Raw genomic sequence first — 23,967 nt, 5'->3', positions numbered from 1 at the left:
GGAGGCTCCGCCACCGGCCAGACGCGCCGTCAGATCGCCGCCAGCGCGTCCACCAGCCGCCCCGCCCCCTGGCGGAACGGATCCGCGGCCGGCAGGCCCATCCGATCCTCGATTTCCTTCAGGCAGGCCAGCGCCTCGTCCTCGCCCAGCGCGGCGGTATTGACCGAGATCCCAGCGACCTGGCACGCCGGGTTCGCGACCCGCGCCAGCGGCAGCGCGGTGTCCCGCAGGGCCTCCAGCGATGGCAGCGCATAGCCGGGCAGCCCCCGCATGTGGGTCCGCGTCGGCTCGTGCGAAAGGATCAGCGCGTCGGGCTGGCCGCCGTGGATCAGCGCCAGCGTCACCCCGGAATAAGAGACGTGGAACAACGACCCCTGGCCCTCGATATGGTCCCAATGGTCCGCGTCGTTGTCGGGGGTCAGCCACTCGATCGACCCGGCCATGAAATCCGCGATCACCGCGTCCAGCGGCACGCCCTCGCCGGTCACCAGGATGCCGGTCTGGCCGGTCGCCCGGAACGTCGACTTCTGCCCCCGGCGCCGCATCTCGGCATCCATCGCCAGCGCGGTGTACATCTTGCCGGCCGAGCAATCCGTGCCCACCGCAAGGCAACGCTTGCCCGTGCGCTTCACGCCATCGGCGATCGGATACTTGACCGCGGGCAGCCGGACGTCGTGCAGCAGCCGCCCGTTGGCCTCCGCCGCCGCCACCAGCCGCGGCTGGTCGCGCAGCAGCGTATGCAGCCCCGAGGCGATGTCGAACCCGGCCTCTACGGCAGCGACCAGAACCTCCATCCAGCTCTCGGAGATCACCCCCCCGCGGTTCGCGACACCGATCACCAGGGTCTGCGCCCCGGCACTCCGCGCCTCGTCCAGCGTCATGTTAGGCAACCGCAGGTCGGCCTTGCAGCCGGGCAGGCGGAACTGGCCGACCGCGTTCTCCGGGCGCCAGTCGCGGATCCCTTGCGCCACCTTCGCCGCCAGCGCGTCGGGCGCATCGCCCAGAAACAACAGGTAAGGTGTCTTGATCATGCAGGTCTCGTCCTTCGGCCTCGGGTTTCGAGGAATCCATCACGGACCGCCCCCCGTGGCAACCGCCTGCCGCCGGGTCGGACGCTCATCCCGGCCCGCCCGAATGTTTCTGCACCTGCAAAAGAGCCTTGCCTCGCCCTGCGCAAGATAATAACCACAACTAAACCTGAAACGAACAAAGATTACCTGCCCATGTCCTTTCGACGACAACCCACGCCGCCCGCCCGTCCGAATCGCTGCCAACTCTTCGGCCCCGGCTCGCGCCCCGCGATCTTCGAGAAGATGGCCGGGTCCGCCGCGGACGTCATCAACCTCGACCTCGAGGACAGCGTTGCCCCCAGCGACAAGGACAGCGCCCGCGCCAACATCATCGCCGCCACCCGCGACGTCGACTGGGGGACCAAGACCCTCTCGGTCCGGATCAACGGCCTCGACACGCCGTGGTGGTACCGCGACGTGGTCGATCTACTGGAGCAGGGCTCGGATCGGCTCGACCAGATCATGATCCCCAAGGTCGGTTGCGCCGCGGACCTCTACGCCGTCGATGCGCTCGTGACGGCGGTGGAGCGGGCCATGGGCCGCGACAGCCCCATCGCCTTCGAGGTCATCATCGAAAGCGCCGCCGGCATCGCCCATGTAGAAGAGATCGCCGCCGCCTCGCCCCGGCTTCAGGCGATGTCCCTCGGGGCCGCGGATTTTGCGGCCTCCATGGGCATGGCCACCACCGGCATCGGCGGCACCCAGGAACAATATTACATGCTGCACGACGGGGCGCGGCACTATTCCGACCCCTGGCACTGGGCTCAGGCCGCGATCGTCGCCGCCTGCCGCACCCACGGCGTCCTGCCGGTCGACGGTCCCTTCGGCGATTTCTCCGACGACGAGGGCTTCCGCGCCCAGGCCCGCCGGTCCGCCACGCTCGGGATGGTCGGGAAATGGGCGATCCACCCCAGGCAGGTCGCCCTGGCGAACGAGGTCTTCACCCCGACAGAGGCCGCTGTGGCCGAAGCACGAGAGATCCTGGCTGCGATGGAGGCCGCGAAGGCACGGGGCGAGGGGGCTACGGTCTACAAGGGCCGCCTGGTGGACATCGCCTCGATCAAGCAGGCCGAGGTCATCGTCCGGCAGTCAGAGATGATCGCGGGCTAGTGGCCCGCGATCACGCTATCAGTCAGACGGCTACCCGCCGTCTGCGGCCGACGAAGGCAAAGGCGGCCAGACCGGCCAGCAGCATTCCAAACGTCGCAGGCACCGGCACGGGCGCGACGTTCATGCCGATTCCGGTCGCGGCCGCCGTGGTAAAGCTCGACGCCGCCAGCAAGAAGCTGTATTCACCGCCGTTGGCATTGAACGCGGACACGGTCGGCGCCGTCACCCCCGGGTCTCCGGTGGTGAGGTAGCCGAATGTTGCGTTCTGGCTTGCTTGCACGATGTTCCCGCCCGTCCCGGTCAAAAGGCCGGACAGGTCGATGATTCCCATGTCGTCGCGGTCGGTAGCCGCGGTCGGGTCGAGGTCGTAGAACAGCTTCAGGCCGATGTTCTCCAGCAGCAGCCCGGTTCCCGTTGCGGGGAAAAGCTCTGCATAGAAGCTGAAGTTCCAGAGCGCACGGGGAGTTGGGTCTGAACCAGCGGCAGCGAGTCCGGGTTGAACCGAATAGGTGCCGTCACTATCGGACACCGGCGTAGGGGCAGCACTATAACGTCGGGTGGCAAGGATCCCGAGCAACAGCTCGTTCCCCGCGATATCGGTGAAGGTGCCGTAGTTGGCCGGGGATGTGGGGATGCCGGACCCCGAGAAGGTCACGTTGGTTCCGAAATCCGCGAGGTCCCCCTCGGTCCCGATCGTCGGATCGATCGGCATCGCAGTGACCGGCGTTGTGGCGATCGCTGCCAATACTGCGCCAATACAAATGGCTCGTTTCATCGTCGATCTCCTCACCCTACAATTTATCGAGTGATCTATGGAAATTCCCCCGACGTCAAGACCCCGCACCCATCGGCAATGACAGGTCGCCCGTTTCACACTGCGACGAGGCCCTGCATCCATGCTATCCTGATCCGACCCCTGCGCAGGAGGATTGCCAATGACAACCACCCACATCATCCGACTCACGGCCCGGGTCGCTATCCTCGCGGCCGCCACCCTCCTGCCCCGGTCCGCCACGGCACAGGGCATCTGCGCTGGTGACCTGCCGGCGCCGGATCCCTGTCTTGTCGGCAACTGGATCGGAGAGAACACGGCCGGCATGGCGGTCCGGGACGCGCTGGAGCGGATGCCGGGCGTGGATGTCTTGCCCGACGTGCCCCCCGCGCTCGGCCTCACGATCTACGAGGACGGGCTCTACGTGACGCTCCCCTTCGCGACGAACGCGACGACCCTGATCGACGACGAGGATGGCGACGGCATCAGCGTGCTGATCACCGATCTGGCGATCGGCACCGAGGTCGGACGGATCTGGGGCGATGGCGGCACCCTGTCCTTCTGCACGCTCGAGGTCACGCCCCCGCTGCTGAACATGGACATGACAGCGTCGGACGGCACGCGCGGGGCGGCGGGCTTCGCCGTCACCGAAATCGGCGGCTTCACCCCCGCGATCGGCTACACCTGCTCGGACGGTTTCCTGATGTTGGACGTCCAGCTGCCCCAGCCCATCGGCACGGTCTATTACCAACTCAGCCGTATCGCGGATAGCCGCTTCGACGAGACCTTCGCCGATCTCGTCGATCGGCGCTTCGGCATCGACTAGGCGCGACCAAGGGATGGTGGGTGGGGCGATGTCGGTCCCGGCAGGGACCGGCGAGCGTCACCGACCATCCCGAACCCTGCTCATACAGGGCCGCCCGCCGCGCCCGGGCTCGGTTGTCCCGGATTCGTTGCATCAGACCGGCCAACGCGCCATATAGCCTTCCAACGCGTTCACCCCGGGACTCTTCATGACCATCTACCTCGATTTCGAAAAACCCCTCGCGGAGATTGAGGGCAAGGCGGCCGAGCTGCGCTCTCTTGCCAGGACGACCGAAGGCATGGATGTCGAGGACGAGGCCAAGGGCCTCGACAAGAAGGCGGCCGACCTTCTCAAGTCGCTCTATGCCGATCTCACGCCCTGGCGCAAATGCCAGGTGGCGCGGCACCCCGAGCGGCCCCATTGCAAGGATTACATCGACGCGCTCTTCACCGAGTGGACCCCCTTGGCCGGCGACCGCAATTTCGCCGACGACGATGCGGTCATGGGCGGGCTCGCCCGGCTCGAGGGGCGGCCCGTCATGGTCATCGGCCACGAGAAGGGCAACGACACCAAGAGCCGGATCGAGCGGAATTTCGGCATGGCCCGCCCCGAGGGCTATCGCAAGGCGATCCGCCTGATGGACCTGGCCGACCGCTTCGGCATCCCCGTGGTGACCCTCGTCGACACCCCCGGCGCCTATCCCGGCAAGGGCGCCGAAGAGCGCGGCCAGTCCGAGGCCATCGCCCGGGCGACCGAAACCTGCCTGCGGCTGCAGGTGCCGCTGGTCTCGGTGATCATCGGCGAGGGCGGATCGGGTGGCGCCGTCGCCTTCGCCACGGCGAACCGCGTGGCGATGCTGCAGCACTCGATCTACTCGGTAATCTCGCCGGAGGGCTGCGCCTCGATCCTCTGGAAGGACGCCGAGAAAATGCGCGAGGCGGCCGAGGCGCTGCGACTGACCGCGCAGAACCTGGCGGAACTGGGCGTCTGCGACCGGATCATCCCCGAGGCGACCGGTGGCGCCCATCGCAACCGCGCGGCGACGATCGACGCGGTGGGCAAGGCGATCGGCGCCATGTTGTCCGAACTCACCGGTCAGGACGGCAAGGCGCTGCGCGACAATCGACGCAAGAAATATCTTGGCCTCGGGACCAGAGGCCTGGCTGCGTGATCCGGGGTCTGGCCCTCGCGCTGCTGCTGGCGGCGCCGGCGCTGGGCGAGACCTCCGGCGGCCTTGAGGGCCGCACCGTCACGTTCGGCGCATTGCTCTATGAGGACGACCGCGACAAGCCGATCTTCGAAGGTGCGCGCCATGTCGCAGAGGTCGGCCCCGGGCTCGAATACGGGCTGGAGCAGGAAGGGCCACAGAACGGCTGGGACATCGTCCCGGCCTACGTGGACATCTCGGACGACCGGGTCGTCATCCGCTACCCGCCGGACAGCACGGCGTATTTCCCCGAAATCGGTTTCAATGGATATGTTCTAGATTTCCTCGTCGATTGCGTGCTGTTCCGCTCTGCCCGGGTCGACACCGAATTGAGCACGGGAACCCTGTCGGACGCGGATCTCTTCGTAGAGGGCGCTCGGCTTTACATCGACGTCGGCGGACAGAAATACGAACCCGCGACGACCTTCGCGATCCAGCTCGAGGTCATGGATTGTCCGATCGGGTAACAAGGGGGCGCTGCCCCCTCTTGGCCCGTGCCGGTCCAATTCACCCCCGGGATATTTGAAACCAGAAGAAGGGGCCGCATTGACGACCAGGGAACTCTCACTGCGGGCGACGGAAACAGAACGCCCCGTCGTTGAATCGATGTCGTGCTGGACTACTTCTATGCGTCAGGGTGGTTTGACCATGAAGCCGGGGACACTTTCATGAGATTCTTGCGCCGCAGTCTTGTCGGCATTTTCCTGCTGTCTGTCACCCTGGCGCTTTTCGCGCTGGCCGGTCGGACCGTTTTCGACGCGGTCGAGACGCGTATGAACGCCGAGCCCCGGGCGTTTCCGCAGCGCGAGCGGGTCATCGCGGTCAACGTGGTCGATTTCACTCCGGAATCCATCATCCCCGAGCTCGACGTCTTCGGCGAATTGCGCAGCCAGCGGACGCTTGATCTTCGCGCCTCGGTGGGCGGGACGGTCGTCTCGGTGGCCGACAATTTTGTCGAAGGCGGCACCGTGGCGGCCGACGAGGTGCTCTTGCGGGTGGATCCGACCGATGCGCAATCCGCGCTTGCCCGCGCTCAGGCCGATCTGCAGGACGGCCTGGCCGAGGTGCGCGACGCCGAGCGGGCGCTGAACCTGGCCGAAGACGAGCTGGCCGCCGCCGAGGACCAGGTGACCCTGCGCACGCAGGCCCTGGAGCGGCAGCGCGACCTGGCCGGCCGGGGCGTGGTCACCGCGGCGGCGCTGGAGGATGCGGAGCTTGCGGCGTCGGCCGCGCGGGCCGCCGTGCTGTCGCGGCGCCAATCGGTCGCGCAGGCCGAGGCGCGCATCGATTCCGCCCAGACCGAATTGTCCCGCATTCGCATCGACCTCGACGAGGCCGAGCGGACCCTTGGCGACACCGAGATCCGGGCGGCCTTTGCCGGCACCCTGTCCGGGGTCTCGGTGATCGAAGGAGGGCGGATCACGTCGAACGAGCTGTTGGCGCAGCTGATCGACCCGAGCCGGCTTGAGGTGGCGTTCCGGGTCTCGACCTCGCAATACGCGCGGCTGCTGGATGCGGAGGGCGCCCTTCGGCAATCCCCGGTGACCGTGACGCTCGACGTCTCCGGTGTCGATCTGACTGCCCGCGGCGTGCTCAGCCGGGAAAGTGCCGGGGTCGCCGAAGGTCAGACCGGGCGGCTGCTGTTTGCGCGGCTTGACGCCGCGCCGGCGTTCCGGCCCGGGGATTTCGTCACCGTGACCATCGCAGAGCCCGCGCTGGAGCGGGTGGCGCGTCTGCCGGCGACCGCGGTCGCCGCCGACGGCACCGTGCTTGTGGTCGGCGAGGGCGAGCGACTGGAACTGGCCCAGGTGGAGCTGTTGCGCCGGCAGGGGGACGATGTGATCGTCCGCGGCACCGATCTGGGCGGGTCGATGGTCGTCGCGGAACGCTCGCCCCTTCTGGGCGCAGGGATCAAGGTGCGGCCGATCCTGCCGGGCGGCGCCTCGGCCCTGCCGGAGGGTCCGCAGACCCTGCGGCTGGAGCCCGACCGCAGGGCGCGCCTCAAGGCCTTCGTCGAAGGCTCGCGGATGCCGGACGAGGCGAAGTCCCGGATCCTCGCGCAGCTGGAAGAGGAAGAAGTGTCTGCCGAGGTGGTTGCCCGGCTCGAAAGCCGGATGGGGAGCTGATCCATGGCCGACGCCCGCAGAACCGACCGCCCGCGCGGCATCCTGAGCTATTTCACCCGGCACCGGACCGCGGCCAACCTGTTCCTGGTGCTGATGATCGGCGCGGGGCTCTGGGCCGTTCCCAACATGCGGGCCCAGTTCTTTCCCGACATCGTGGTCGACAGCGTCACCGTCAGCGTCTCTTGGGACGGGGCCGGCGCGGAGGATGTCGACCGGGCCGTCGTGCAGGTCATGTCCCCTGTGCTGCTGGCCGTCGAAGGGGTGACCGACAGTGAGGCGCGCTCGACCGAGGGGCGCGGCCGCATCTCGCTGGAATTCGAACCCGGCTGGGACATCGAAAAGGCGACCGAGGACGTGCAGGCCGCGGTCGACACGATCTCGTCCTTGCCCGAGGCAGCGGAGGACCCCGAGGTCCGCTCGGGCGGCTGGACCGACCGGGTGACGGATGTGGTCATCCGCGGGCCGGTGGGCACCGACCAGCTGGCAAGGTTCGCCGATGAATTCACTCTGCGCCTGTTCCAGGCGGGCGTGACTCAGACCACGATCCAGGGCATTGCCGCGCCCTCGACGCTGATCGAGGTACCGTCCCTGGCGCTGATCGAACATGGCGTCACCCTGTCCGAAATCGCGCAGGCGATCCGTGCCGAGGCCGACACCGACCCTGCCGGCGACGTCTCCGGCTCCGCCCGGGTCCGGACCGGCACCGCCAAGCGCAGTCCCGAGGAGATCGCGGGGATCGTCCTGCGCTCCAACCCCGACCGGTCGGAGCTGACCATCGGCGACATCGCCACGATCACATCGCTCGGCGTGGACCGGGAACAGGCCTATTTCGTCGGATCCGACCCCGCGATCACGGTCAGCGTCGCGCGCTCCGAACGGGGCGACACGATACAGTTGCAGCGGCTGGTCGAGGAAACCGCGCGTGAATTCCAGGCCAACCTGCCCGCCGGCGTGCAGATCGACCTGATCCGCACCCGGGCAGATTACATCACCGGGCGGCTCGACATCCTGATCGACAACGGGCTGATGGGGCTCGGCCTTGTCGTGGCGCTTCTGTTCCTGTTCCTCAACGCGCGCACCGCGTTCTGGGTGGCGGCGGGCATCCCGGTGGCCATGTGCGCGGCGATCTTCGTGATGTACATGGCCGGGCTGACCTTCAACATGATCTCGCTCTTCGCGCTGATCATCACGCTCGGCATCGTCGTGGACGACGCCATCGTGGTGGGCGAGCACGCCGATTTCCGCGTCAGGCGATTGGGCGAGGGCCCTGTCGAGGCGGCCGAGAACGCGGCCAAGAAGATGTTCCTGCCGGTGTTTTCCGCAACGGTGACCACCGTGATCGCGTTCTTCGGACTGGTGGCAATTGGCGGCACCTTCGGCGATCTGATCGCCGACATCCCCTTCACCGTGATCGCCGTTCTGATCGCGTCCCTCGCCGAATGCTTTCTGATCCTGCCCAACCACATGAGCCACGCGGTCGCCGCCGCGAACAAGAACCATTGGTACGACATCCCTTCACGGCTCGTGAACCGGGGCTTCAACTGGGTCCGTGACACGCTGTTTCGCCCCTTCATGCGCCTGGTCATCTGGGCGCGCTACCCTGTCTTTGCCGGGATGGTGCTGGTGCTGGGCGGGCAGGCCGCCCTGCTGGTCCGCGGCGATGTGCAATGGCGGTTCTTCAACTCGCCCGAACAGGGCTCCGTCACCGGCAATTTCGCGATGCTTCCCGGCGCCACCCGCGAGGACACGCTCGAGATGATGCGAGAGATGCAGCGCGCGGTCGAGGCTCTCGGCGCCCGCTATGAGGAGGAACACGGCACCAATCCGGTGGATTACGCCATCGCCCAGGTCGGCGGCAACACCGGGCGGGCGATCTCGGGCTCCGACACCAAGGATGCCGACCAGCTCGGCTCGGTCTCGATCGAGCTGATCGACGCCGACCTGCGCCCCTATTCCAGCTTCGCCTTCGTCTCGGCGCTGCAGGACGAGGTGGTTCAGCACCCGCTGGCCGAGACCGTCAGCTTCCGCTCCTGGGGCCAGGGACCGGGCGGGGACGACATCGACATTCAGCTTTTCGGCGCCAATCCCGAAGAGCTCAAGGCCGCGGCCGAGGACCTCAAGTCCGAGCTTCTGCAATTCGCCGAGATCACGGCGGTCGAAGACAACCTGGCCTATGACAAGGAAGAGCTGATCCTCTCGCTCACCCCAAGGGGCCAGGCGCTCGGTTTTACCATCGACGGGCTGGGCAACACCCTGCGCGACCGCCTCGGCGGTATCGAGGCGGCCAGCTATCCCTCCGGCGCCCGCTCCGCCACGATCCGGGTGGAGCTTCCGGACGGAGAGTTGACGGCGGACTTTCTCGACCGCACCCAGATGCGGTCCCCGGGCGGGGTCTACGTGCCGTTGGCCGACATCGTCACCGTCGACAGCCGGACCGGCTTCTCGACGATCCGGCGCGAGAACGGGATCCTGCTGATCTCGGTGACCGGAGACCTGACCGACGACGACGCCGACCGCGCCTCCGAGATCAACCAGATCATCGGCGACGACATCCTGCCCGCACTCGAGGAAACCCATGGCATCCAGACCCGCCTCTCCGGCCTCGCGGAACAGGAACGGGCGTTCATGGCCGACGCCCGGACAGGGATAACGCTGGTGCTGGCCGGCATCTTCCTCACGCTGGCCTGGATCTTCTCCAGCTGGACCAGGCCGATCGTGGTCATGGCCATCATCCCCTTCGGCCTCGTGGGGGCCATAATGGGGCACAATGTCTGGGAAATCCCGATGTCGATCTTCTCGGTGGTCGGGCTGATCGGGATGATCGGGATCATCATCAACGATTCCATCGTGCTGGTGACGACCATCGACGAATACGCCGAGGATCGCGGGCTGATCCCCGCCATCGTCGACGGCACCGCGGACCGCCTGCGGCCGGTCCTGCTGACGACGCTCACGACGGTGCTGGGCCTTGCGCCCCTGCTCTACGAGGGATCGAGCCAGGCGGAATTCCTCAAGCCCACGGTGGTCACGCTGGTTTTCGGCCTGGGCTTCGGCATGGTCCTCGTGCTGATGGTCGTGCCGGCGCTCATGGCGATCCAGTCCGACATCGGCAAACAGGCCCGCGCGGCGCGCCGCGCCTTCGGCGCACAGACGGCCGCCGTAACCTGGCCGGCCCTGGCCGGGGGCTTCGCCGCCCTCGCCCTGTTCGGCGCCACCCTCGGTCACACGATCCTGTTCGGGACGCCCTGGCCGGCCCTCGCGAACGCCCTGCCCTTCGACATCGACAGCACGTCCCGCCAGCTTGCCCTCTTCGCGGCCAGCCTCGGGGCAGTGCTGCTGGCGCTCTACGTCGTCGCGGCCCTCGCCTTCGGCATCACCCGCGGTTATCGGAGTGCCGACCCGAACGAGACCTGAGACAGCCGGAGGCCGGCACCCCGAAGGGCCCGACCAGACATTCATCTTGGCCGAAAAACTCCCGCCGGAGGCATCCGACACAGGCCAGAAAGACCACCGCCGGATCGACAGAGACCGCCAACCCGAAAGGTCAGTCGCAGCCCCGGATGTCGATGGCCCGGTCGCGGCCCAGGATGGTGAAGCGCAAGGCGGACCGATCCAGCGCAAACGCGCCGCCGTCGATGTGAACGAGGTCGGCCTCGGCCGAGAGCACACCGCCGCTGCGCGAGGTGACCGGCTCGGACACCCAGACCTGCGGGTCCCCCGCCTCGATCACGACATCGTCGGTGCGGCCTATCGCCGGCACCCCCAGCTCGGCCTGCAAGCGCAGCCCGTCGGTCGTGGGCGTCAGCCGGCAGCGCACCGAGGTGACGCCGGCATCGGCCCCCGACACCGGCTGGTCGACCAGCGCGGCGAGGATCTGCGGTGACCGGTGCCCGGCCCCGGGCGGCAGCTCCGCCGCGACCGAGAGCCGGACGGGAATGCAGACCTCGGCGCAGACGCCGATCTCCACCTCGCCCGACAGCCGGGCCGCGACACCGTCCGCGGGGGTCGTGAACTCCATCGGGATCACCACATGGCCGGCATAGCCGATGGACCGCATGCCGTTGCTGTGGCTGACCTCGGGGACGGGCCAGTGCATCTGCACGCCGCTCACGTTCTCGACCCGCCCCCAGTCGAACAGCGGCGGAATCCCCGCATCCCCCGGCGCACGCCAATAGGTCTTCCACCCGGGCGCGAGGGTCACTTCCAACCCGGCCATATGGGTGCCCCGATCGGTCCGCCATCCGGGCAGAAGCCGCACGGAGACCACGCCCTCGGGCACCGCGCTTTGTGCGGACAGGGGAGACGCGGCGGCGGCCAGAAAGCCGCAGGCGAGGGCGAGACTGCGAAGCATGCGGGGACGATAGAACCGCCGCACGGAAAGAAAAAGTCACGTTGCGGCGAGGCTTTCCGCTTCTCGCCCTTGTCAGTTGCCCCCCGGCACCACATCATTCTGGTATGACACCAGAGCCCACCTCTCTCGCCGGTCGCCTTCTGGTGGCCATGCCCGGCATGGGCGATCCCCGGTTCGATCACGCCGTGATCTACCTGTGTGCCCATTCCGAGGATGGGGCCATGGGATTGATCGTGAACAAGCCCACGCCCGAGGTGAACTTCCCCGACCTTCTCGACCAGCTCGAAATCGTGCCGGGCCCCGAGACGCGCGACATTCGGGTCTACTACGGCGGCCCGGTCGAAGGGGCGCGGGGCTTCGTGCTGCATTCGACCGACTACGCCTCCGAAGGGGCGACCATGCCGGTGGATGACGACGTCGGCCTCACCGCCACCCTCGACGTGCTCGAAGAGCTCGCCAAGGGCCGCGGGCCGACCTCGTCTCTGCTGGCGCTGGGCTATTCCGGCTGGGGCCCCGGCCAGCTGGAGGGAGAGATCGCCTCCAACGGCTGGCTGACCTGCCCGGCCCGGCGCGACATCGTGTTCGGCCGCGCGAACGAGCACAAATGGACGGCCGCGATGAAATCCTTAGGCATTGATCCGCTGCTCTTGTCGGACGCGGCCGGGCGGGCCTGACGATCGGGGCTTGCCGGCGGGCCGAGGCCGATGGCCTGCGCCCCTCGGCGGTCAATCCCCGTCGATCAGGGCCGCCACGATGGCGCGGGCACTTTCGGTGTCCCAGTCCGCCCCGCCCTGCAACCGGGCAACCTCCTGGCCGTCGCGGTCGAGGATCACCGTCACCGGCAGGCCCAGGACGCCCATTTCCCGCGCAAAGCTCTGGGTCGGATCACGATGCAGGGGCAGGTTCTCTACCCCGATCTCGTCGAAGAACCGCGCCATCGCCTGCGGCGGATTGCGCCCCGTCGCCACGGTGACGACCGCGAAATCCTCTCCGCCGAAATCGGTCTGAAGCGCCGAGAGCGCGGGCATCTCCTCGCGGCAGGGGGCGCACCATGTCGCCCAGAAGTTCAGCAACACGATCTGGCCGGCGTGATCGGCCATGGTGACGGGGCTGCCGTCCTCGGCCTCGAAGGCGGCGTCGGACACCGCCATCGGCTCCGCGTGAACGGCCAGCTTGCGCATGTCCCCATCGCGCAGATCCGAAATATCGCCGAGAGCGGTGTTTGCAACGAGGGCCAGCCCCGTATAAAGCAGCGCAGTCTTGAAGCTCATGCCGGGGCCCTTCCTCATGTCGTCTCCCTCAGATACCCAGTCCAACCAGATGTGGGGCGGCCGCTTTGCCGAAGGTCCCGATGCGATCATGGAGGCGATAAACGCCTCGATCGGGTTTGACAGGCGGCTGGCCCCGCAGGATATCGCCGGGTCGCGTGCCCATGCCGCCATGCTGGCCGCCACAGGTATCCTGAGTTATAGTGATGCCGAGATGATCCGGGAAGGGCTGCTCACCGTCTTGTCAGAGATCGAGACCGGCAGCTTCGCCTTTTCCACCGCCCTGGAAGACATCCACATGAATGTCGAGGCGCGGCTGACCGAGATCATCGGCGACCCCGCCAAGCGCCTGCACACCGGCCGGTCGCGCAACGACCAGGTGGCGACCGATTTCCGCCTCTGGGTGCGCGAGCAATGCGACATGGCAGAGGACGCCCTTCTGGCGCTGATGCGGGCCTGCCTCGACCAGGCCGAGGCCGGGGCAGACTGGGTGATGCCGGGGTTCACCCATCTGCAGACCGCGCAGCCGGTCACCTGGGGCCACCACATGATGGCCTATGTCGAGATGTTCGGCCGCGATCTGTCGCGCCTGCGCGATGCGCGGACGCGGATGAACGAATGCCCGCTGGGGGCCGCGGCGCTGGCCGGCACTTCGTTCCCCATCGACCGCCAAATGACCGCCGAGGCGCTGGGCTTTGCCGCCCCCTGCGCCAATTCGCTCGATGCCGTGTCGGACCGGGACTTCGCGCTGGAATACCTGGCGGTTGCGTCGATCTCGGCGATGCACCTGTCGCGGCTGGCCGAAGAGCTGGTGATCTGGTCGTCCGCGCAGTTCCGGTTCGTGCGTCTGTCGGACCGCTGGTCGACAGGTTCGTCGATCATGCCGCAGAAGCGCAACCCGGATGCGGCAGAGCTGCTGCGCGCCAAGCTGGGGCGCATCTTCGGCGCCAACGTCGCGCTGATGACGGTGATGAAGGGGCTGCCGCTGGCCTATTCCAAGGACATGCAGGAAGACAAGGAGCAGGTCTTCGACGCCGCCGACAACTGGCTGCTGGCGCTGCGGGCGATGGGCGGGATGGTGGCCGACATGACCGCGAACCGCGACGCCCTGCGGGCGGCGGCCGCGTCCGGGTTCTCTACCGCGACGGACCTGGCGGACTGGCTGGTCCGGGCGCTCGGCCTGCCGTTCCGCGAGGCGCATCATGTGACCGGCGCCCTGGTGGCCATGGCCGAGGCGAAGGCATGCGACCTTGCCGACCTGACGCTCGCCGACATGCAGGACGTCCACGACGCGATCACCGAGGATGTGTTCGGCGTCCTGACCGTCGATGCCTCGGTGGCCTCGCGGGTCAGCTACGGCGGCACCGCGCCCAAAGAGGTCCGCCGCCAGGCCGCCCGCTGGCGCGAGGTGCTGGGATGAGAATCGTGACATTGCTGCTGTTGCTGGCCGCCTGCGGCGCCGACGGCGACCCGGTCCGGCCCGCCGGCGGACCCGGCCCTGTCCCCCCCGTTCTGGGAGCTGAATGATGTCGTTCATACGCATGATCTACCTCGCGCTGGCGCTTTGGGGGGCGATCCACCCGATGTTCTGGTTCGTCACCTGGCTACGGGCCAACGACTGGTCCTTCGGCAGCCTGATCGACGCCTGGTACGTGAACGCCTCGACCACGGGGCTGGTCTGGGATCTGACGATCGCGGCCATCGCGCTGACGATCTGGATCATCGCCGAGGTCTGGGTCCGCAAGAACTGGCTGGCGCTCGTGGCGATCCCGGCGACATTCTGCATCGGTGTCAGCTGCGGTCTGCCGCTCTACCTTTTCCTGAGGACGCGACCGGTCTGAGGGCCGCGCCCCCCGGGCTTTTCTGACTGCGCAAGTTTTGGGTCGGGCGCCGATCCGGAGGACGGACCATGGATCATTTTCAGTATCGCAACGGTCGGCTCATGGCCGAGGACGTGGCACTGGAAGACATCGCCGCGGCGGTCGGCACCCCGGCCTATGTCTATTCCACCGCCACGTTGCTGCGGCATTTCAAGCTGTTCGACGAGGCGCTCTCCGGCATGCCGCACATGGTCTGCTTCGCCATGAAATCCCTGTCGAACATCGCGATCCTCAAGCTTCTGGCGGCCGAGGGCGCGGGGATGGACGTGGTCTCGGGCGGCGAATACGCGCGGGCCCGGGCGGCCGGCGTGCCCGGCGACAGGATCGTCTTTTCAGGCGTCGGCAAGACCCGCGAAGAGATGCGCATGGCCCTCGAGGGCGGAATCCGCCAGTTCAACGTCGAAAGCGAGCCCGAGATGCGGGCCCTGTCGGAGGTCGCCGTCTCGTTGGGCCAGGTCGCCCCCATCACGGTGCGGGTGAACCCCGATGTCGACGCCAGGACCCACGCCAAGATCGCCACCGGCAAATCCGAGAACAAGTTCGGCATCCCGATCGCCCGGGCCCGCGAGGTCTATGCCGAGGCCGCCGCCCTGCCGGGCCTGAAGGTCGTGGGCATCGACGTCCATATCGGCTCCCAACTGACCGAGCTCGCCCCGTTCGAGGCCGCCTACCGCAAGGTTGCCGACCTGACCGAGGCGCTGCGGGCGGATGGTCACGTGATCGAGCGGCTGGATCTGGGCGGCGGGCTGGGCATCCCCTACACCCGGTCGAACGAGGTGCCGCCGCTGCCGACGGATTATGGCGCGCTGATCCGGCGCACCGTGGGCCATCTGGGCTGCGAGGTGGAAATAGAGCCCGGCCGGCTGATCTCGGGCAACGCCGGTATCCTGCTCAGCCGAGTGATCTACGTGAAGAACGGCGAGGGGCGCGATTTCCTTATTCTCGACGGGGCGATGAACGACCTGATCCGGCCCGCGATGTATGATGCCTGGCACGATATCGTCCCGGTCAGGGAACCCGGCGCGGGGGCCGAGACGCGGCCCTACGACATCGTCGGGCCGATCTGCGAATCCGGCGACACCTTCGCGAAGGGCCGCGAGATGCCTGCGATGGCCGAGGGCGATCTGGTCGCGTTCCGGTCGGCCGGGGCCTATGGCGCGGTGATGGCCAGCGAATACAATTCGCGCGCCCTGGTGCCCGAGCTGCTGGTGCACGGCGATCAATTCGCAGTTATCCGCGCAAGACCGACCTTTGACGAGATGATTGCGCGAGATACCCTTCCCCCATGGCTCTGAGCGCCCTAGCTTGAGGGTTGGACCGAAAGGAGCGCCGTTCTGACCGACCTTCACCGCGCTCTTCCTCACCTTCGGAGGCCCGTTGCCCTGACCCGTCTGGGTCTTGTGGCCGAACGTGTGACCCGTTGTTTCTGGCCGCTCTGGTCGGTTGTCTTCGTCATTCTGGCGCCGATGATGATGGGCTGGCACGACCGCCTGCCGCTGGAGCTGTTCTGGGCGCTGGCGGTCGCGGCTGTCCTGGCGCTGGGCTATTTCACCTGGCGCGGGGTCCGGGCGTTTCACTGGCCCACCCGGGCCGAGGCGATGGCCCGCGTGGATGCGTCGCTGCCCGGCCGGCCGCTTGCGGCACTGGCTGACAGCCAGGCTATCGGGTCGGCTGATGCGGATTCGGCCGCCGTATGGCAGGCGCACCAGACCCGCATGGCGGCGCGCAGCCGCGACGCGCGGGGGGCGGAGCCCGACCTGCGGGTCTCGTCGCGCGACCCTTACGGGCTGCGGTTCATGGCGCTTCTGGCGTTCACGGCGGCGCTGCTGTTCGGATCTCTCCTGCGGGTCACAAGCGTCTCCGACATGACCCCCGGCGCCGGCGAGCAGGTATTGGCGACAGGTCCCGTCTGGGAAGGCTGGGTGGAGCCGCCGGCCTATACCGGCAAGCCGTCGCTCTATCTCAACGACATCCCCGAGGGGCCGCTTCGGGTGCCGGAGGGCTCCGAGGTGACCCTGCGCCTTTACGGCGAGATCGGGGCGCTGAGTGTGAACGAGACCGTATCCGGTCGACCCGAAGTCGTGGCCGACGAAGACGCCGCCGTGCCCGCGGCGGCCGATCCCGAACAGACCTTCGCCGTCGAGCGCAACGGCCGGATCGTGATCGACGGCCCGGGCGGAACGAGCTGGGAGATCGCGGTGATCGACGACGCCCCGCCGAGCGTCGCCACCGCCGGCCCCGTCGAGGCGGAGGCCCTGGGAGAGATGTCCCTGCCGTTCACCGCGACGGACGATTACGCCGTGACCGCCGGGCGTGCGGTGATCGCGCTGGATCTCGATGCGGTCGACCGGCAATTCGGGCTGACCCGGGCGCCGGAACCTCGCGAGCCGGTGACCCTCGACCTGCCGATGCCATTCGCGGGCGACCGCTCGAACTTCACCGAGGCGCTGATCGACGATTTCTCGCAGCATCCTTGGGCGAACCTGCCGGTGACCGTGACGCTGGAGGTCCGGGACGCTTTGGAGCAGGTGGGCGCGGCCCCGCCCGAACCGATGATCCTGCCCGGCCGGCGATTCTTTCAGCCCGTCGCCCGGGCCGTGATCGAACAGCGCCGCGATCTGCTCTGGTCCAAGGCGAATGCCGGGCGGGTCTCCGACCTGCTCAAGGCCATTGCCTATCGTCCCGAAGACGGGCTGATCCGGTCGGAGACGTCATATTTGCGGCTACGGGTCATCACCCGGCGGCTGTCCATGATGGCGGAGTTCGGCATCGACGACGCCGGCCGGGATGAGATCGCCGAGGCCCTGTGGGATCTTGCGATCCAGCTGGAGGAAGGCACCCTGACCGATGCCCGCGAACGGCTGCGCCGCGCCCAGGAACGGCTGGCGGAAGCGATGCGCAACGGCGCCTCGGACGAGGAAATCTCCGAGCTCATGCAGGAATTGCGCGAGGCGGTGGACGACTACACCCGAATGCTGGCGGAACAAGCGGGCCCGCAGGAGGGCGACGGGACGGACGAGCCGCAGACCGCCGAGGGCGATACCTTCGAGTTCACCCAGGACGAGCTTCAGGCGCTGATGGACCGGATCCAGGAGCTGATGGAAGAAGGCCGGATGGCCGAGGCCCAAGAGCTGATGGAGCAGCTCAACCAGCTGATGGAGAACATGCAGGTCACCCAGGGTGAGGGCGGCGGGCAGCAATCTCCGGGCCAGCAATCCATGCAGGACCTGAGCGAGACGCTGCGCGACCAGCAGGGGCTCTCTGACGAGGCGTTCCGCGATCTGCAGGAACAATTCGGCCAGAACCAGCAGGGTCAGCAGCAGCAGGGTCAACAGCCGGGCCAGCAGCCCGGTCAGGGCGGTGAGCCGGGCGATCAACCCGGGCAGCAATCCGGCGAGGGGGAGCCCCAGGGCGGCCAACCCGGACAACCCGGACAGGGTGAGGGCACCCAGCAATCTCTGGCCGACCGTCAGCAGGCCCTGCGCGACGAACTGGAGCGCCAGCAACAGAACCTCCCGAACCTGGGCGGCGAGGCGGCCGACGGTGCGCGACGGTCGCTCGAACGCGCCGAATCCGCCATGGACGGGGCCGAGGACGCACTGAGGGAGGGCGACATGGCCGAGGCCATAGACCGGCAGTCCGAAGCCATGGATGCCCTGCGCGAAGGCATACGGGACCTAAGCCGAGCGCTTGCAGAAAACTCGCAAGAGCAGCCGGGCCAGGGACAGCAGCAGGGCGACGCGACCGGCCGGGTGGAACCGATGCGGCGCGATCCGTTGGGCCGTCAACTCGGCGAATCAGGTCAGTTCGGCACCGAAGAAAACCTTCTGCAGGGCGAGGATATCTATCGCCGGGCCGAGGAATTGCTGGAAGAATTGCGTCGGAGATCCGCGGATCAGGGCCGGTCCGAAGAAGAGCTGGACTACCTGCGCCGCCTCCTCAAACGCTTCTGAGCGCGACGGGACACTCCGGGCCCCAGAAAATTCGCGAATTTTCTGTCCGATTATTCGCGAATAATCGACCGCCTCGGATCACTCGGCCGGAGTGTCGTCAGCGTCGTACATCCCGTCGATGATCCCCTGCAGGTTCAGGTCGAGCCAGAGACGCGCCGCGTCGACATTGTCGACATATGCCAGAAGCGCGGGGCCAGTCGCCGGGACGGTTTCCGCGATACGGGGTGCGAAGTGATAGACCCCGGTGGCCGCAGCCGCGACCAGAAGGACCACGCCGAAACCAATCCGGAAGCCGCGCCGATGGGTCTGCGCCGTTTTCTCGGCGGCGGTCCGCGTGTCGGTCGGATCCTGCGCCGGCTCGTCCGCCGGCCGCAGGGTCGAATTGATCTCGTCGATATCGGGAAGACTGTCCTTGCGCGGAGGCCTCTGGTCGGCCGGCGGGGCGGCGGCTGGGCGCACGGATCTGGGCGGCGTATCGAGGGCCAGGTCGCCCTGGCTTTCCATCGGGTCCGGCTGACGGGGGCGCCGCAGCGCCGTCGAAGTGGCACGCTCTTCCCGCAGGACATCCGCGACCGCGGGATCGAGGCTCCGGCGTCGAGGGGCGGCGGCTACCTCCGACTCGGAGGTCCGGGGAGGTGCGGTCTCCGCCTCGGACGCCTCCTCACCCGTCGCATCCTCTACCGGATCGGCGGCAGCAGGCGCCGCGATCGGTTCGGGTTCGGGCTCAGCCGTTTGCCCGCGATATTCGAACCATGTCTGTCCGCAGTTTGAGCATTGAACGTCGCGCCCCGCATCCGGGATCACGTCGTCCGGAACCTCATATTGTGCCGCGCAATTGGGGCAGATCAGCCGCATTCTGATGTCCTCGCTGCCCGGCGACTGCACTTGGCAGGCCGATCCCGGTTCGTCGGCAGAATCCTGCCTCATTTCCAATGCGATTGCAAAGCCGCCAGACACCGGCGCGTGGAGATTGCAACACCCGGCCGATTTGGGCAGAACGTGCAAAAGGGAGAGCCCCGGGGTGATCGAGCTTCAACATGTCGCGTACAGCTATGGCGGGGGCGAGCTTTTCTCGGACCTCTCGCTGAGCCTTGCGCCCGGGTCGTTTCACTTCCTGACCGGCCCGTCGGGTTCCGGCAAGACAACGCTGCTCAAGCTTTGTTACGCCGAACTCAAGGCGACCTCCGGCGATGTGCAAATTTTTGGCGAGGATGTGCGGTCGATGGAGCGGGACCGTGTTGCCCTGGCCCGCCGGCGGATCGGCGTCGTGCACCAGGATTGCCAATTCCTCGACCACCTGCCCCTGTCCGAGAACGTCGCCCTGCCCCTGACAGTCGCAGGACGCGGCGGCGAGCTGGGCCAGGACCTGACGGACCTTCTGGCCTGGGTCGGGCTGACCCGCCAGGCCGGGCAACTGCCGCCCGAGCTCTCCGGCGGCGAACGCCAGCGCGCGGCTTTGGCCCGGGCCGTGATCATGTCCCCCGAGGTCATCATCGCGGACGAGCCGACAGGCAACATCGACTGGGAAATGTCCCAGCGCCTGCTCGCCCTGCTGGTCGAGCTGAACCGCATGGGAAAGGCCGTCCTGATCGCGACCCATGACCTGCAATTGATCCGTGCGGCCAAGGCACAGGTCCAGGCCCGCGTGCTGCGCCTGAAGGATCGCCGCCTGCAGGCCGCCGGAGCCGACCTGTGAGCAGTGCCGAGCAGACCACCTCTCCCGGACTGCCAGCGCGGATACTGGCCTTTGTCGTCGGCGACAGCCAGGCCGACCGCGCCGTTCCGCCCACCGGTTTCACCGCCCGGCTCACTGTCTTCACCTCGGCCGCGATGGCCTTCCTCGCCGTCTTCGCATTGGCGCTGTCCATGGCCACCGGGCGGCTCGCCTCGCGCTGGTCGGCAGAGCTTGCACGGTCGTCCACCCTCAGGATCTCGGCCCCCGACGACCAGATCGCCGGGCAGACCGCCGCCGCGCTCGAGGTGCTGCGGACCACCCCCGGGATCGCCACGGCCCGCCCGCTGGACGGCGGCGAGGCCCGCGCCCTGCTCGAACCCTGGTTCGGCCCCGATCTGCCGGTGGAATCCCTGCCTATCCCGCAGCTCGTCGAGATCGTCGAGACCGGCGACGGCTATGACACGACCGGCCTGCGCGCCCGCCTGCAGGCAGAGGTGCCCGGCGCCGTTCTGGACGATCACACCCGCTGGCGCCAGCCGCTGGTAGAGGCCGCGGGCCGGTTGCGGATGCTTGGCATTGCCGCGATCCTGCTGATCGCGGCCTCGACCGCCGCGATGATCACCCTTGCAGCCCAGGCCGCGCTGACGGCCAACGACCAGGTGATCCGCGTGCTTCGTCTAGTCGGTGCGCAGGATGCCTATATCGCGCGGGCCTTCGTGCGCCGCTTCACCCTGCGGGCGCTGACCGGCGCGGCCGCGGGCACCCTGGCCGGCATGGCCGCGATCTGGCTTTTGCCACGGGCCGATGCGGCCGGGGGCTTTCTCACCGGGCTGGGGTTCCAGGGCATCGGCTGGCTCTTGCCCGTCGTGATCCCGCCGCTGGCCGCGATCACCGCGTTCCTGGCCACCCGCTGGGCCGCGATCCGAACCCTCCGCGCCAAGTCATGACCGCGGTCCGCACCCTCCGGTCGCTTCTGTTCATCGGCCAGATGTATGCCGCGATGCTGCCGATAGCGATCCTCTACCTGCCCTGGGCCATCGCATCGCCGACCGGGGCGATCGCTGCCGCGCATGCCTATTGCCGCTGGGTCCTCTGGACCGCCCGCTGGATGGTGGGCATCCGCACCGAGGTGCGCGGCACGCCGCCCACGGGCGAAGTGCTCGTTGCTGCCAAACACCAGAGCTTTCTGGATATCATCATCATCTTCGCCGCCCTCCCGCGGCCGCGCTTCATCATGAAACGTCAGCTGGTCTGGGCGCCGATCCTGGGCCAATACGCCCTCCGGATGGGCTGCATTCCGGTGGATCGCGGCCGCCGCGCCCAGGCGATCAAGAAGATGGTCTCGGACGTCCGCAAGGGCAAGGCCGATCCCGGCCAGCTGATCATCTATCCGCAGGGCACCCGGATCGCCCCCGGTGTCGATGCGCCCTACAAGATCGGCTCCGCCGTCCTCTATCACGAGGTCGGGGCGCCCTGCATCCCGGCGGCTACCAACGTCGGCCTGTTCTGGCCGCGCCGCGGCCTGCGCCGGACGCCAGGGCTCGCGGTGGTCGAGTTCCTGGACCCGATCCCGGCGGGCCGGCCCACGAGCGATTTCATGGTCGAGCTTCGCCAGGTGGTGGAGCAGCGGTCCAACATGCTGATGGCCGAGGCCGGCTTCGCGCCCATACCGGAGAGCGACAATGCAATGGATAGATGATCTCGAAACGCTGGAGCAGCTCTACGGCCCCCCGGTCCCGACCTCTCTGAAGAAGGTCCTCGATCACATAAGCCCAACCTACCTGCGCTGGATCGAGGCCGCGCGGTTCTGCATATTGTCGACCGTAGGCCCGGAAGGCACCGACGCGAGCCCGCGCGGCGACACCGACCCGGTCGTGCGGGTGGCGGATCGCAGCACGATCTTGATGCCGGACTGGCGCGGCAACAACCGGACGGATTCCCTGCGCAACATCGTCCGGGACGGGCGCGTGTCGCTGATGTTCATGGTCCCGGGCTCTACCAACGTGGTGCGTGTGAACGGCACCGCCCGGCTCACTGCAGATCCAGCGGCCACGGCGGAATTCGAACAGAACGGCAAACACCCAAGGACCGTGACCGTCATCACGGTCGCCGAGGTCTATTTCCAATGTGCCAAGGCGATCCTGCGGTCAGAGCTCTGGTCCGGCGCGGATCTCAGCGCGACTGTTCCGACCGCGGGGGATTTCCTGCGCGAGCTTGACGCGGGTTTCGATGCCGAGGCCTACGACATCCGCTACGCCGAAGAGGCGCAAGCCAGGATGTGGTAGCCTGCGCCGTCGCCTATTTCCGGCGGCGATGCTCCTCCAGCCGGGGGAGGATCTCGACGAAATTGCAGGGCCGGTGCCGGTAATCCAGCTGCAGCACGAGGATCTCGTCCCAGGCATCCTTGCAGGCACCGGTCGAGCCGGGCAGCGCGAAGAGGTAGGTGCCGTGCGCCACGCCGCCCGTCGCACGGCTCTGCACGGCCGAGGTGCCGATCTTGGCCATCGACACCATGGTGAAGACGGTGCCGAAGGCATCGATCTCCTTCTCGTAGACGTCCCGGTGGGCCTCGACCGTCACGTCGCGCCCGGTCAGCCCCGTGCCCCCGGTCGAGATCACGACGTCGATCTGCGGGTCTGCGCACCAGAGGCGCAACCGCTCCGCGATCAGGGCGCGATCATCGGACACGATCTCGCGGCCGGCCAGGATGTGCCCGGCGGCCTCGATCCGCGCGACCAGCGTGTCGCCGGACCGGTCGTCGGCGGCGGTGCGGGTGTCCGACACGGTCAGAACGGCGATTCGCACCGGCACGAAATCGCGGCTGTCGTCGATCCTGCTCATACCCGGGCCTTCGTGGGGGCGAGCGTGGGCGTGTGCGATCGGCTTGCCGGAACGGTCATGTCGCCGCCCTCAAGCGGGCCTGGATCGCCAGCAGGTCGGCCCAGGCTTCGCGCTTCGCCTGCGGTTGCCGCAACAGGTAGGCGGGATGGAACATCGGCAGGGCGGGGATGCCCAGGACCTCGGCCCAGGTGCCCCGCAGGCGGGTGATCCCCGCCCGCCCCAGAAGCGCGTCGCAGGGGGTGTTGCCCATCAGGATCAGCAGCTCGGGTGCGGCAAGTGCGATGTGGCGTTGCAGGAACGGCAGGAACATGGCGGTCTCGGCCTTCTCCGGCTTGCGGTTCTCGGGCGGGCGCCAGGGCAGGACATTGGTGATGTAGACGGCCCGGCCGATGTCTTCGGCGGCACGGCCCATGCCGATGGCGGTCAGCATCCGGTCCAGCAACTGCCCGGCCCGGCCGACGAAGGGCCGGCCCTCCCGATCCTCCTCGCGGCCGGGGGCCTCGCCCACGATCATCAACCGTGCGCCGGGCTGGCCATCGCAGAAAACGAACCGCCGGGCGCCGGCCTTCAGGTCACAATGCTCGAACGCCTCCATCGCCGCAGCGAGGGCCCCGAGGTCGCTGGCCGCCTCCGCCGCGGCCTGGGCCTCTGCCACCGGATCCGTGACCGCCGGCCGCGGCGGCCGGGCGGGCGGCGGCGAGGCCACCGAGGCGGCGGCGGCAGGCGCCGGGGCCGGGGCCGGGGCCGGCGCCCGGGACTGCGGCAAATCATAGCGATCGACCGGCGCGTCGAGTATCGCCTCGTCCGCCCCCATCTCGATCTGCCAGTCGAGCACGGCCTTCGCGGCCCAGAAATCCATCGCCGAATCCATCGGTCCCCAGACTACGTCCGCCCCCCGCGAAACACCAT

22 protein-coding genes are annotated in these 23,967 nt (G+C 68.0%); 15 read left to right on the top strand and 7 right to left on the bottom strand.

Annotation, left to right across the window (positions count from 1 at the left end):
• Nucleotides 1-29: 29 nt before the first annotated feature.
• A complete protein-coding gene (dgcN, locus tag ROA7023_RS02995) occupies nucleotides 30-1,031 on the bottom strand; it encodes an N-acetyltransferase DgcN (protein WP_085877525.1) in 1,002 nt (333 codons plus the stop codon).
• 192 nt (nucleotides 1,032-1,223) lie between these two features.
• Between dgcN and ROA7023_RS02990 the strand changes: the two genes are divergently transcribed.
• Nucleotides 1,224-2,180, top strand: a complete 957-nt coding sequence (locus tag ROA7023_RS02990) for an L-malyl-CoA/beta-methylmalyl-CoA lyase (RefSeq protein ID WP_085877524.1) — start codon at nucleotides 1,224-1,226, stop codon at nucleotides 2,178-2,180.
• A 22-nt stretch (nucleotides 2,181-2,202) separates the two neighbouring features.
• Here ROA7023_RS02990 and ROA7023_RS02985 read toward each other — a convergent pair whose 3' ends face one another.
• Nucleotides 2,203-2,955 (bottom strand): VPLPA-CTERM sorting domain-containing protein, encoded by a 753-nt coding sequence (locus tag ROA7023_RS02985; protein WP_159458427.1) that lies wholly within the window; start codon nucleotides 2,953-2,955, stop codon nucleotides 2,203-2,205.
• 160 nt (nucleotides 2,956-3,115) lie between these two features.
• Between ROA7023_RS02985 and ROA7023_RS02980 the strand changes: the two genes are divergently transcribed.
• The 5 genes from ROA7023_RS02980 (at nucleotide 3,116) to ROA7023_RS02960 (ending at nucleotide 10,504) form a co-directional block, all read left to right on the top strand.
• Nucleotides 3,116-3,778, top strand: coding sequence for a hypothetical protein (locus tag ROA7023_RS02980; RefSeq protein WP_085877522.1), 663 nt, complete (start codon nucleotides 3,116-3,118; stop codon nucleotides 3,776-3,778).
• 187 nt (nucleotides 3,779-3,965) lie between these two features.
• Nucleotides 3,966-4,928, top strand: a complete 963-nt coding sequence (locus tag ROA7023_RS02975; protein WP_085877521.1) for an acetyl-CoA carboxylase carboxyltransferase subunit alpha — start codon at nucleotides 3,966-3,968, stop codon at nucleotides 4,926-4,928.
• On the top strand, nucleotides 4,925-5,431 hold the full coding sequence (locus tag ROA7023_RS02970; protein ID WP_085877520.1) for a hypothetical protein: 507 nt from the start codon (nucleotides 4,925-4,927) through the stop codon (nucleotides 5,429-5,431). The genes ROA7023_RS02975 and ROA7023_RS02970 overlap by 4 nt, the downstream gene beginning before the upstream one ends.
• Nucleotides 5,432-5,632: 201 nt before the next feature.
• Nucleotides 5,633-7,090 carry an efflux RND transporter periplasmic adaptor subunit gene (locus ROA7023_RS02965; RefSeq protein ID WP_085877519.1) on the top strand — a complete coding sequence of 486 codons (1,458 nt, stop codon included), beginning with the start codon at nucleotides 5,633-5,635 and terminating at the stop codon, nucleotides 7,088-7,090.
• A 3-nt stretch (nucleotides 7,091-7,093) separates the two neighbouring features.
• Nucleotides 7,094-10,504: an efflux RND transporter permease subunit gene (locus ROA7023_RS02960; protein WP_085877518.1), complete on the top strand. Its 3,411-nt coding sequence runs from the start codon at nucleotides 7,094-7,096 to the stop codon at nucleotides 10,502-10,504.
• A gap of 130 nt (nucleotides 10,505-10,634) precedes the next feature.
• Here ROA7023_RS02960 and ROA7023_RS02955 read toward each other — a convergent pair whose 3' ends face one another.
• Nucleotides 10,635-11,441: a protein-disulfide reductase DsbD domain-containing protein gene (locus tag ROA7023_RS02955; protein ID WP_085877687.1), complete on the bottom strand. Its 807-nt coding sequence runs from the start codon at nucleotides 11,439-11,441 to the stop codon at nucleotides 10,635-10,637.
• 104 nt (nucleotides 11,442-11,545) lie between these two features.
• On the opposite strand from ROA7023_RS02955, the gene ROA7023_RS02950 reads away from it, so the two are divergent.
• The gene (locus ROA7023_RS02950; RefSeq protein WP_085877517.1) at nucleotides 11,546-12,115 is read left to right on the top strand and encodes a YqgE/AlgH family protein; all 570 of its coding nucleotides are present in this window, start codon (nucleotides 11,546-11,548) and stop codon (nucleotides 12,113-12,115) included.
• 51 nt (nucleotides 12,116-12,166) lie between these two features.
• On the opposite strand, the gene ROA7023_RS02945 is transcribed toward ROA7023_RS02950, so the two are convergent.
• Nucleotides 12,167-12,730, bottom strand: a complete 564-nt coding sequence (locus ROA7023_RS02945; RefSeq protein WP_085877516.1) for a TlpA family protein disulfide reductase — start codon at nucleotides 12,728-12,730, stop codon at nucleotides 12,167-12,169.
• Here ROA7023_RS02945 and argH point away from each other — a divergent pair.
• The 4 genes from argH (at nucleotide 12,729) to ROA7023_RS02925 (ending at nucleotide 18,542) form a co-directional block, all read left to right on the top strand.
• A complete protein-coding gene (gene argH / locus ROA7023_RS02940) occupies nucleotides 12,729-14,129 on the top strand; it encodes an argininosuccinate lyase (RefSeq protein WP_085877686.1) in 1,401 nt (466 codons plus the stop codon). The genes ROA7023_RS02945 and argH overlap by 2 nt on opposite strands.
• A 106-nt stretch (nucleotides 14,130-14,235) precedes the next feature.
• On the top strand, nucleotides 14,236-14,550 hold the full coding sequence (locus ROA7023_RS02935; protein ID WP_085877685.1) for a DUF2834 domain-containing protein: 315 nt from the start codon (nucleotides 14,236-14,238) through the stop codon (nucleotides 14,548-14,550).
• Between the two features lie 68 nt (nucleotides 14,551-14,618).
• A complete protein-coding gene (gene lysA, locus ROA7023_RS02930; protein WP_085877515.1) occupies nucleotides 14,619-15,884 on the top strand; it encodes a diaminopimelate decarboxylase in 1,266 nt (421 codons plus the stop codon).
• A 39-nt stretch (nucleotides 15,885-15,923) separates the two neighbouring features.
• Nucleotides 15,924-18,542, top strand: coding sequence for a TIGR02302 family protein (locus ROA7023_RS02925; protein ID WP_085877514.1), 2,619 nt, complete (start codon nucleotides 15,924-15,926; stop codon nucleotides 18,540-18,542).
• A 78-nt stretch (nucleotides 18,543-18,620) separates the two neighbouring features.
• On the opposite strand, the gene ROA7023_RS02920 is transcribed toward ROA7023_RS02925, so the two are convergent.
• Entirely contained in the window at nucleotides 18,621-19,397 is a 777-nt protein-coding gene (locus tag ROA7023_RS02920; RefSeq protein ID WP_085877513.1) for a zinc-ribbon domain-containing protein, read from the bottom strand.
• Between the two features lie 166 nt (nucleotides 19,398-19,563).
• Here ROA7023_RS02920 and ROA7023_RS02915 point away from each other — a divergent pair, with 166 nt between their 5' ends.
• Genes ROA7023_RS02915 through ROA7023_RS02900 form a run of 4 tightly spaced genes read left to right on the top strand, consistent with a single transcriptional unit; the run spans nucleotide 19,564 to nucleotide 22,502 of the window.
• Nucleotides 19,564-20,238, top strand: a complete 675-nt coding sequence (locus ROA7023_RS02915) for a cell division ATP-binding protein FtsE (RefSeq protein ID WP_085877512.1) — start codon at nucleotides 19,564-19,566, stop codon at nucleotides 20,236-20,238.
• Between the two features lie 29 nt (nucleotides 20,239-20,267).
• Nucleotides 20,268-21,164, top strand: a complete 897-nt coding sequence (locus tag ROA7023_RS02910; RefSeq protein ID WP_085877684.1) for a cell division protein FtsX — start codon at nucleotides 20,268-20,270, stop codon at nucleotides 21,162-21,164.
• Nucleotides 21,161-21,916: a lysophospholipid acyltransferase family protein gene (locus tag ROA7023_RS02905; RefSeq protein ID WP_085877511.1), complete on the top strand. Its 756-nt coding sequence runs from the start codon at nucleotides 21,161-21,163 to the stop codon at nucleotides 21,914-21,916. Before ROA7023_RS02910 ends, ROA7023_RS02905 begins: the two co-directional genes overlap by 4 nt.
• A complete protein-coding gene (locus tag ROA7023_RS02900) occupies nucleotides 21,900-22,502 on the top strand; it encodes a pyridoxamine 5'-phosphate oxidase family protein (protein ID WP_085877510.1) in 603 nt (200 codons plus the stop codon). Before ROA7023_RS02905 ends, ROA7023_RS02900 begins: the two co-directional genes overlap by 17 nt.
• Before the next feature lie 13 nt (nucleotides 22,503-22,515).
• Here ROA7023_RS02900 and moaB read toward each other — a convergent pair whose 3' ends face one another.
• Complete coding sequence (moaB, locus tag ROA7023_RS02895) at nucleotides 22,516-23,058, bottom strand: molybdenum cofactor biosynthesis protein B (protein WP_085877509.1); 543 nt, start codon at nucleotides 23,056-23,058, stop codon at nucleotides 22,516-22,518.
• 55 nt (nucleotides 23,059-23,113) lie between these two features.
• On the bottom strand, nucleotides 23,114-23,929 hold the full coding sequence (locus tag ROA7023_RS02890) for a uracil-DNA glycosylase (protein WP_085877508.1): 816 nt from the start codon (nucleotides 23,927-23,929) through the stop codon (nucleotides 23,114-23,116).
• Between the last annotated feature and the right edge of the window lie 38 nt (nucleotides 23,930-23,967).

The organism is Roseisalinus antarcticus (genome assembly GCF_900172355.1).
In the GTDB taxonomy this organism is placed as follows: Bacteria; Pseudomonadota; Alphaproteobacteria; order Rhodobacterales; family Rhodobacteraceae; genus Oceanicola; species Oceanicola antarcticus_A.
This window is presented reverse-complemented; position numbering and strand designations above follow the sequence as displayed.

Excerpts from the sequence above, each read along its gene's own strand:
- moaB (WP_085877509.1), bottom strand. The coding sequence starts at position 23,058 with ATGAGCAGGATCGACGACAGCCGCGATTTCGTGCCGGTGCGAATCGCC.
- ROA7023_RS02960 (WP_085877518.1), top strand. The coding sequence starts at position 7,094 with ATGGCCGACGCCCGCAGAACCGACCGCCCGCGCGGCATCCTGAGCTAT.
- ROA7023_RS02955 (WP_085877687.1), bottom strand. The coding sequence starts at position 11,441 with ATGCTTCGCAGTCTCGCCCTCGCCTGCGGCTTTCTGGCCGCCGCCGCG.
- ROA7023_RS02900 (WP_085877510.1), top strand. The coding sequence starts at position 21,900 with ATGCAATGGATAGATGATCTCGAAACGCTGGAGCAGCTCTACGGCCCC.
- ROA7023_RS02985 (WP_159458427.1), bottom strand. The coding sequence starts at position 2,955 with ATGAAACGAGCCATTTGTATTGGCGCAGTATTGGCAGCGATCGCCACA.
- dgcN (WP_085877525.1), bottom strand. The coding sequence starts at position 1,031 with ATGATCAAGACACCTTACCTGTTGTTTCTGGGCGATGCGCCCGACGCG.
- ROA7023_RS02990 (WP_085877524.1), top strand. The coding sequence starts at position 1,224 with ATGTCCTTTCGACGACAACCCACGCCGCCCGCCCGTCCGAATCGCTGC.
- ROA7023_RS02950 (WP_085877517.1), top strand. The coding sequence starts at position 11,546 with ATGACACCAGAGCCCACCTCTCTCGCCGGTCGCCTTCTGGTGGCCATG.
- lysA (WP_085877515.1), top strand. The coding sequence starts at position 14,619 with ATGGATCATTTTCAGTATCGCAACGGTCGGCTCATGGCCGAGGACGTG.
- ROA7023_RS02890 (WP_085877508.1), bottom strand. The coding sequence starts at position 23,929 with ATGGATTCGGCGATGGATTTCTGGGCCGCGAAGGCCGTGCTCGACTGG.
- ROA7023_RS02975 (WP_085877521.1), top strand. The coding sequence starts at position 3,966 with ATGACCATCTACCTCGATTTCGAAAAACCCCTCGCGGAGATTGAGGGC.
- argH (WP_085877686.1), top strand. The coding sequence starts at position 12,729 with ATGTCGTCTCCCTCAGATACCCAGTCCAACCAGATGTGGGGCGGCCGC.
- ROA7023_RS02980 (WP_085877522.1), top strand. The coding sequence starts at position 3,116 with ATGACAACCACCCACATCATCCGACTCACGGCCCGGGTCGCTATCCTC.
- ROA7023_RS02920 (WP_085877513.1), bottom strand. The coding sequence starts at position 19,397 with ATGCGGCTGATCTGCCCCAATTGCGCGGCACAATATGAGGTTCCGGAC.
- ROA7023_RS02965 (WP_085877519.1), top strand. The coding sequence starts at position 5,633 with ATGAGATTCTTGCGCCGCAGTCTTGTCGGCATTTTCCTGCTGTCTGTC.
- ROA7023_RS02905 (WP_085877511.1), top strand. The coding sequence starts at position 21,161 with ATGACCGCGGTCCGCACCCTCCGGTCGCTTCTGTTCATCGGCCAGATG.
- ROA7023_RS02935 (WP_085877685.1), top strand. The coding sequence starts at position 14,236 with ATGTCGTTCATACGCATGATCTACCTCGCGCTGGCGCTTTGGGGGGCG.
- ROA7023_RS02945 (WP_085877516.1), bottom strand. The coding sequence starts at position 12,730 with ATGAGGAAGGGCCCCGGCATGAGCTTCAAGACTGCGCTGCTTTATACG.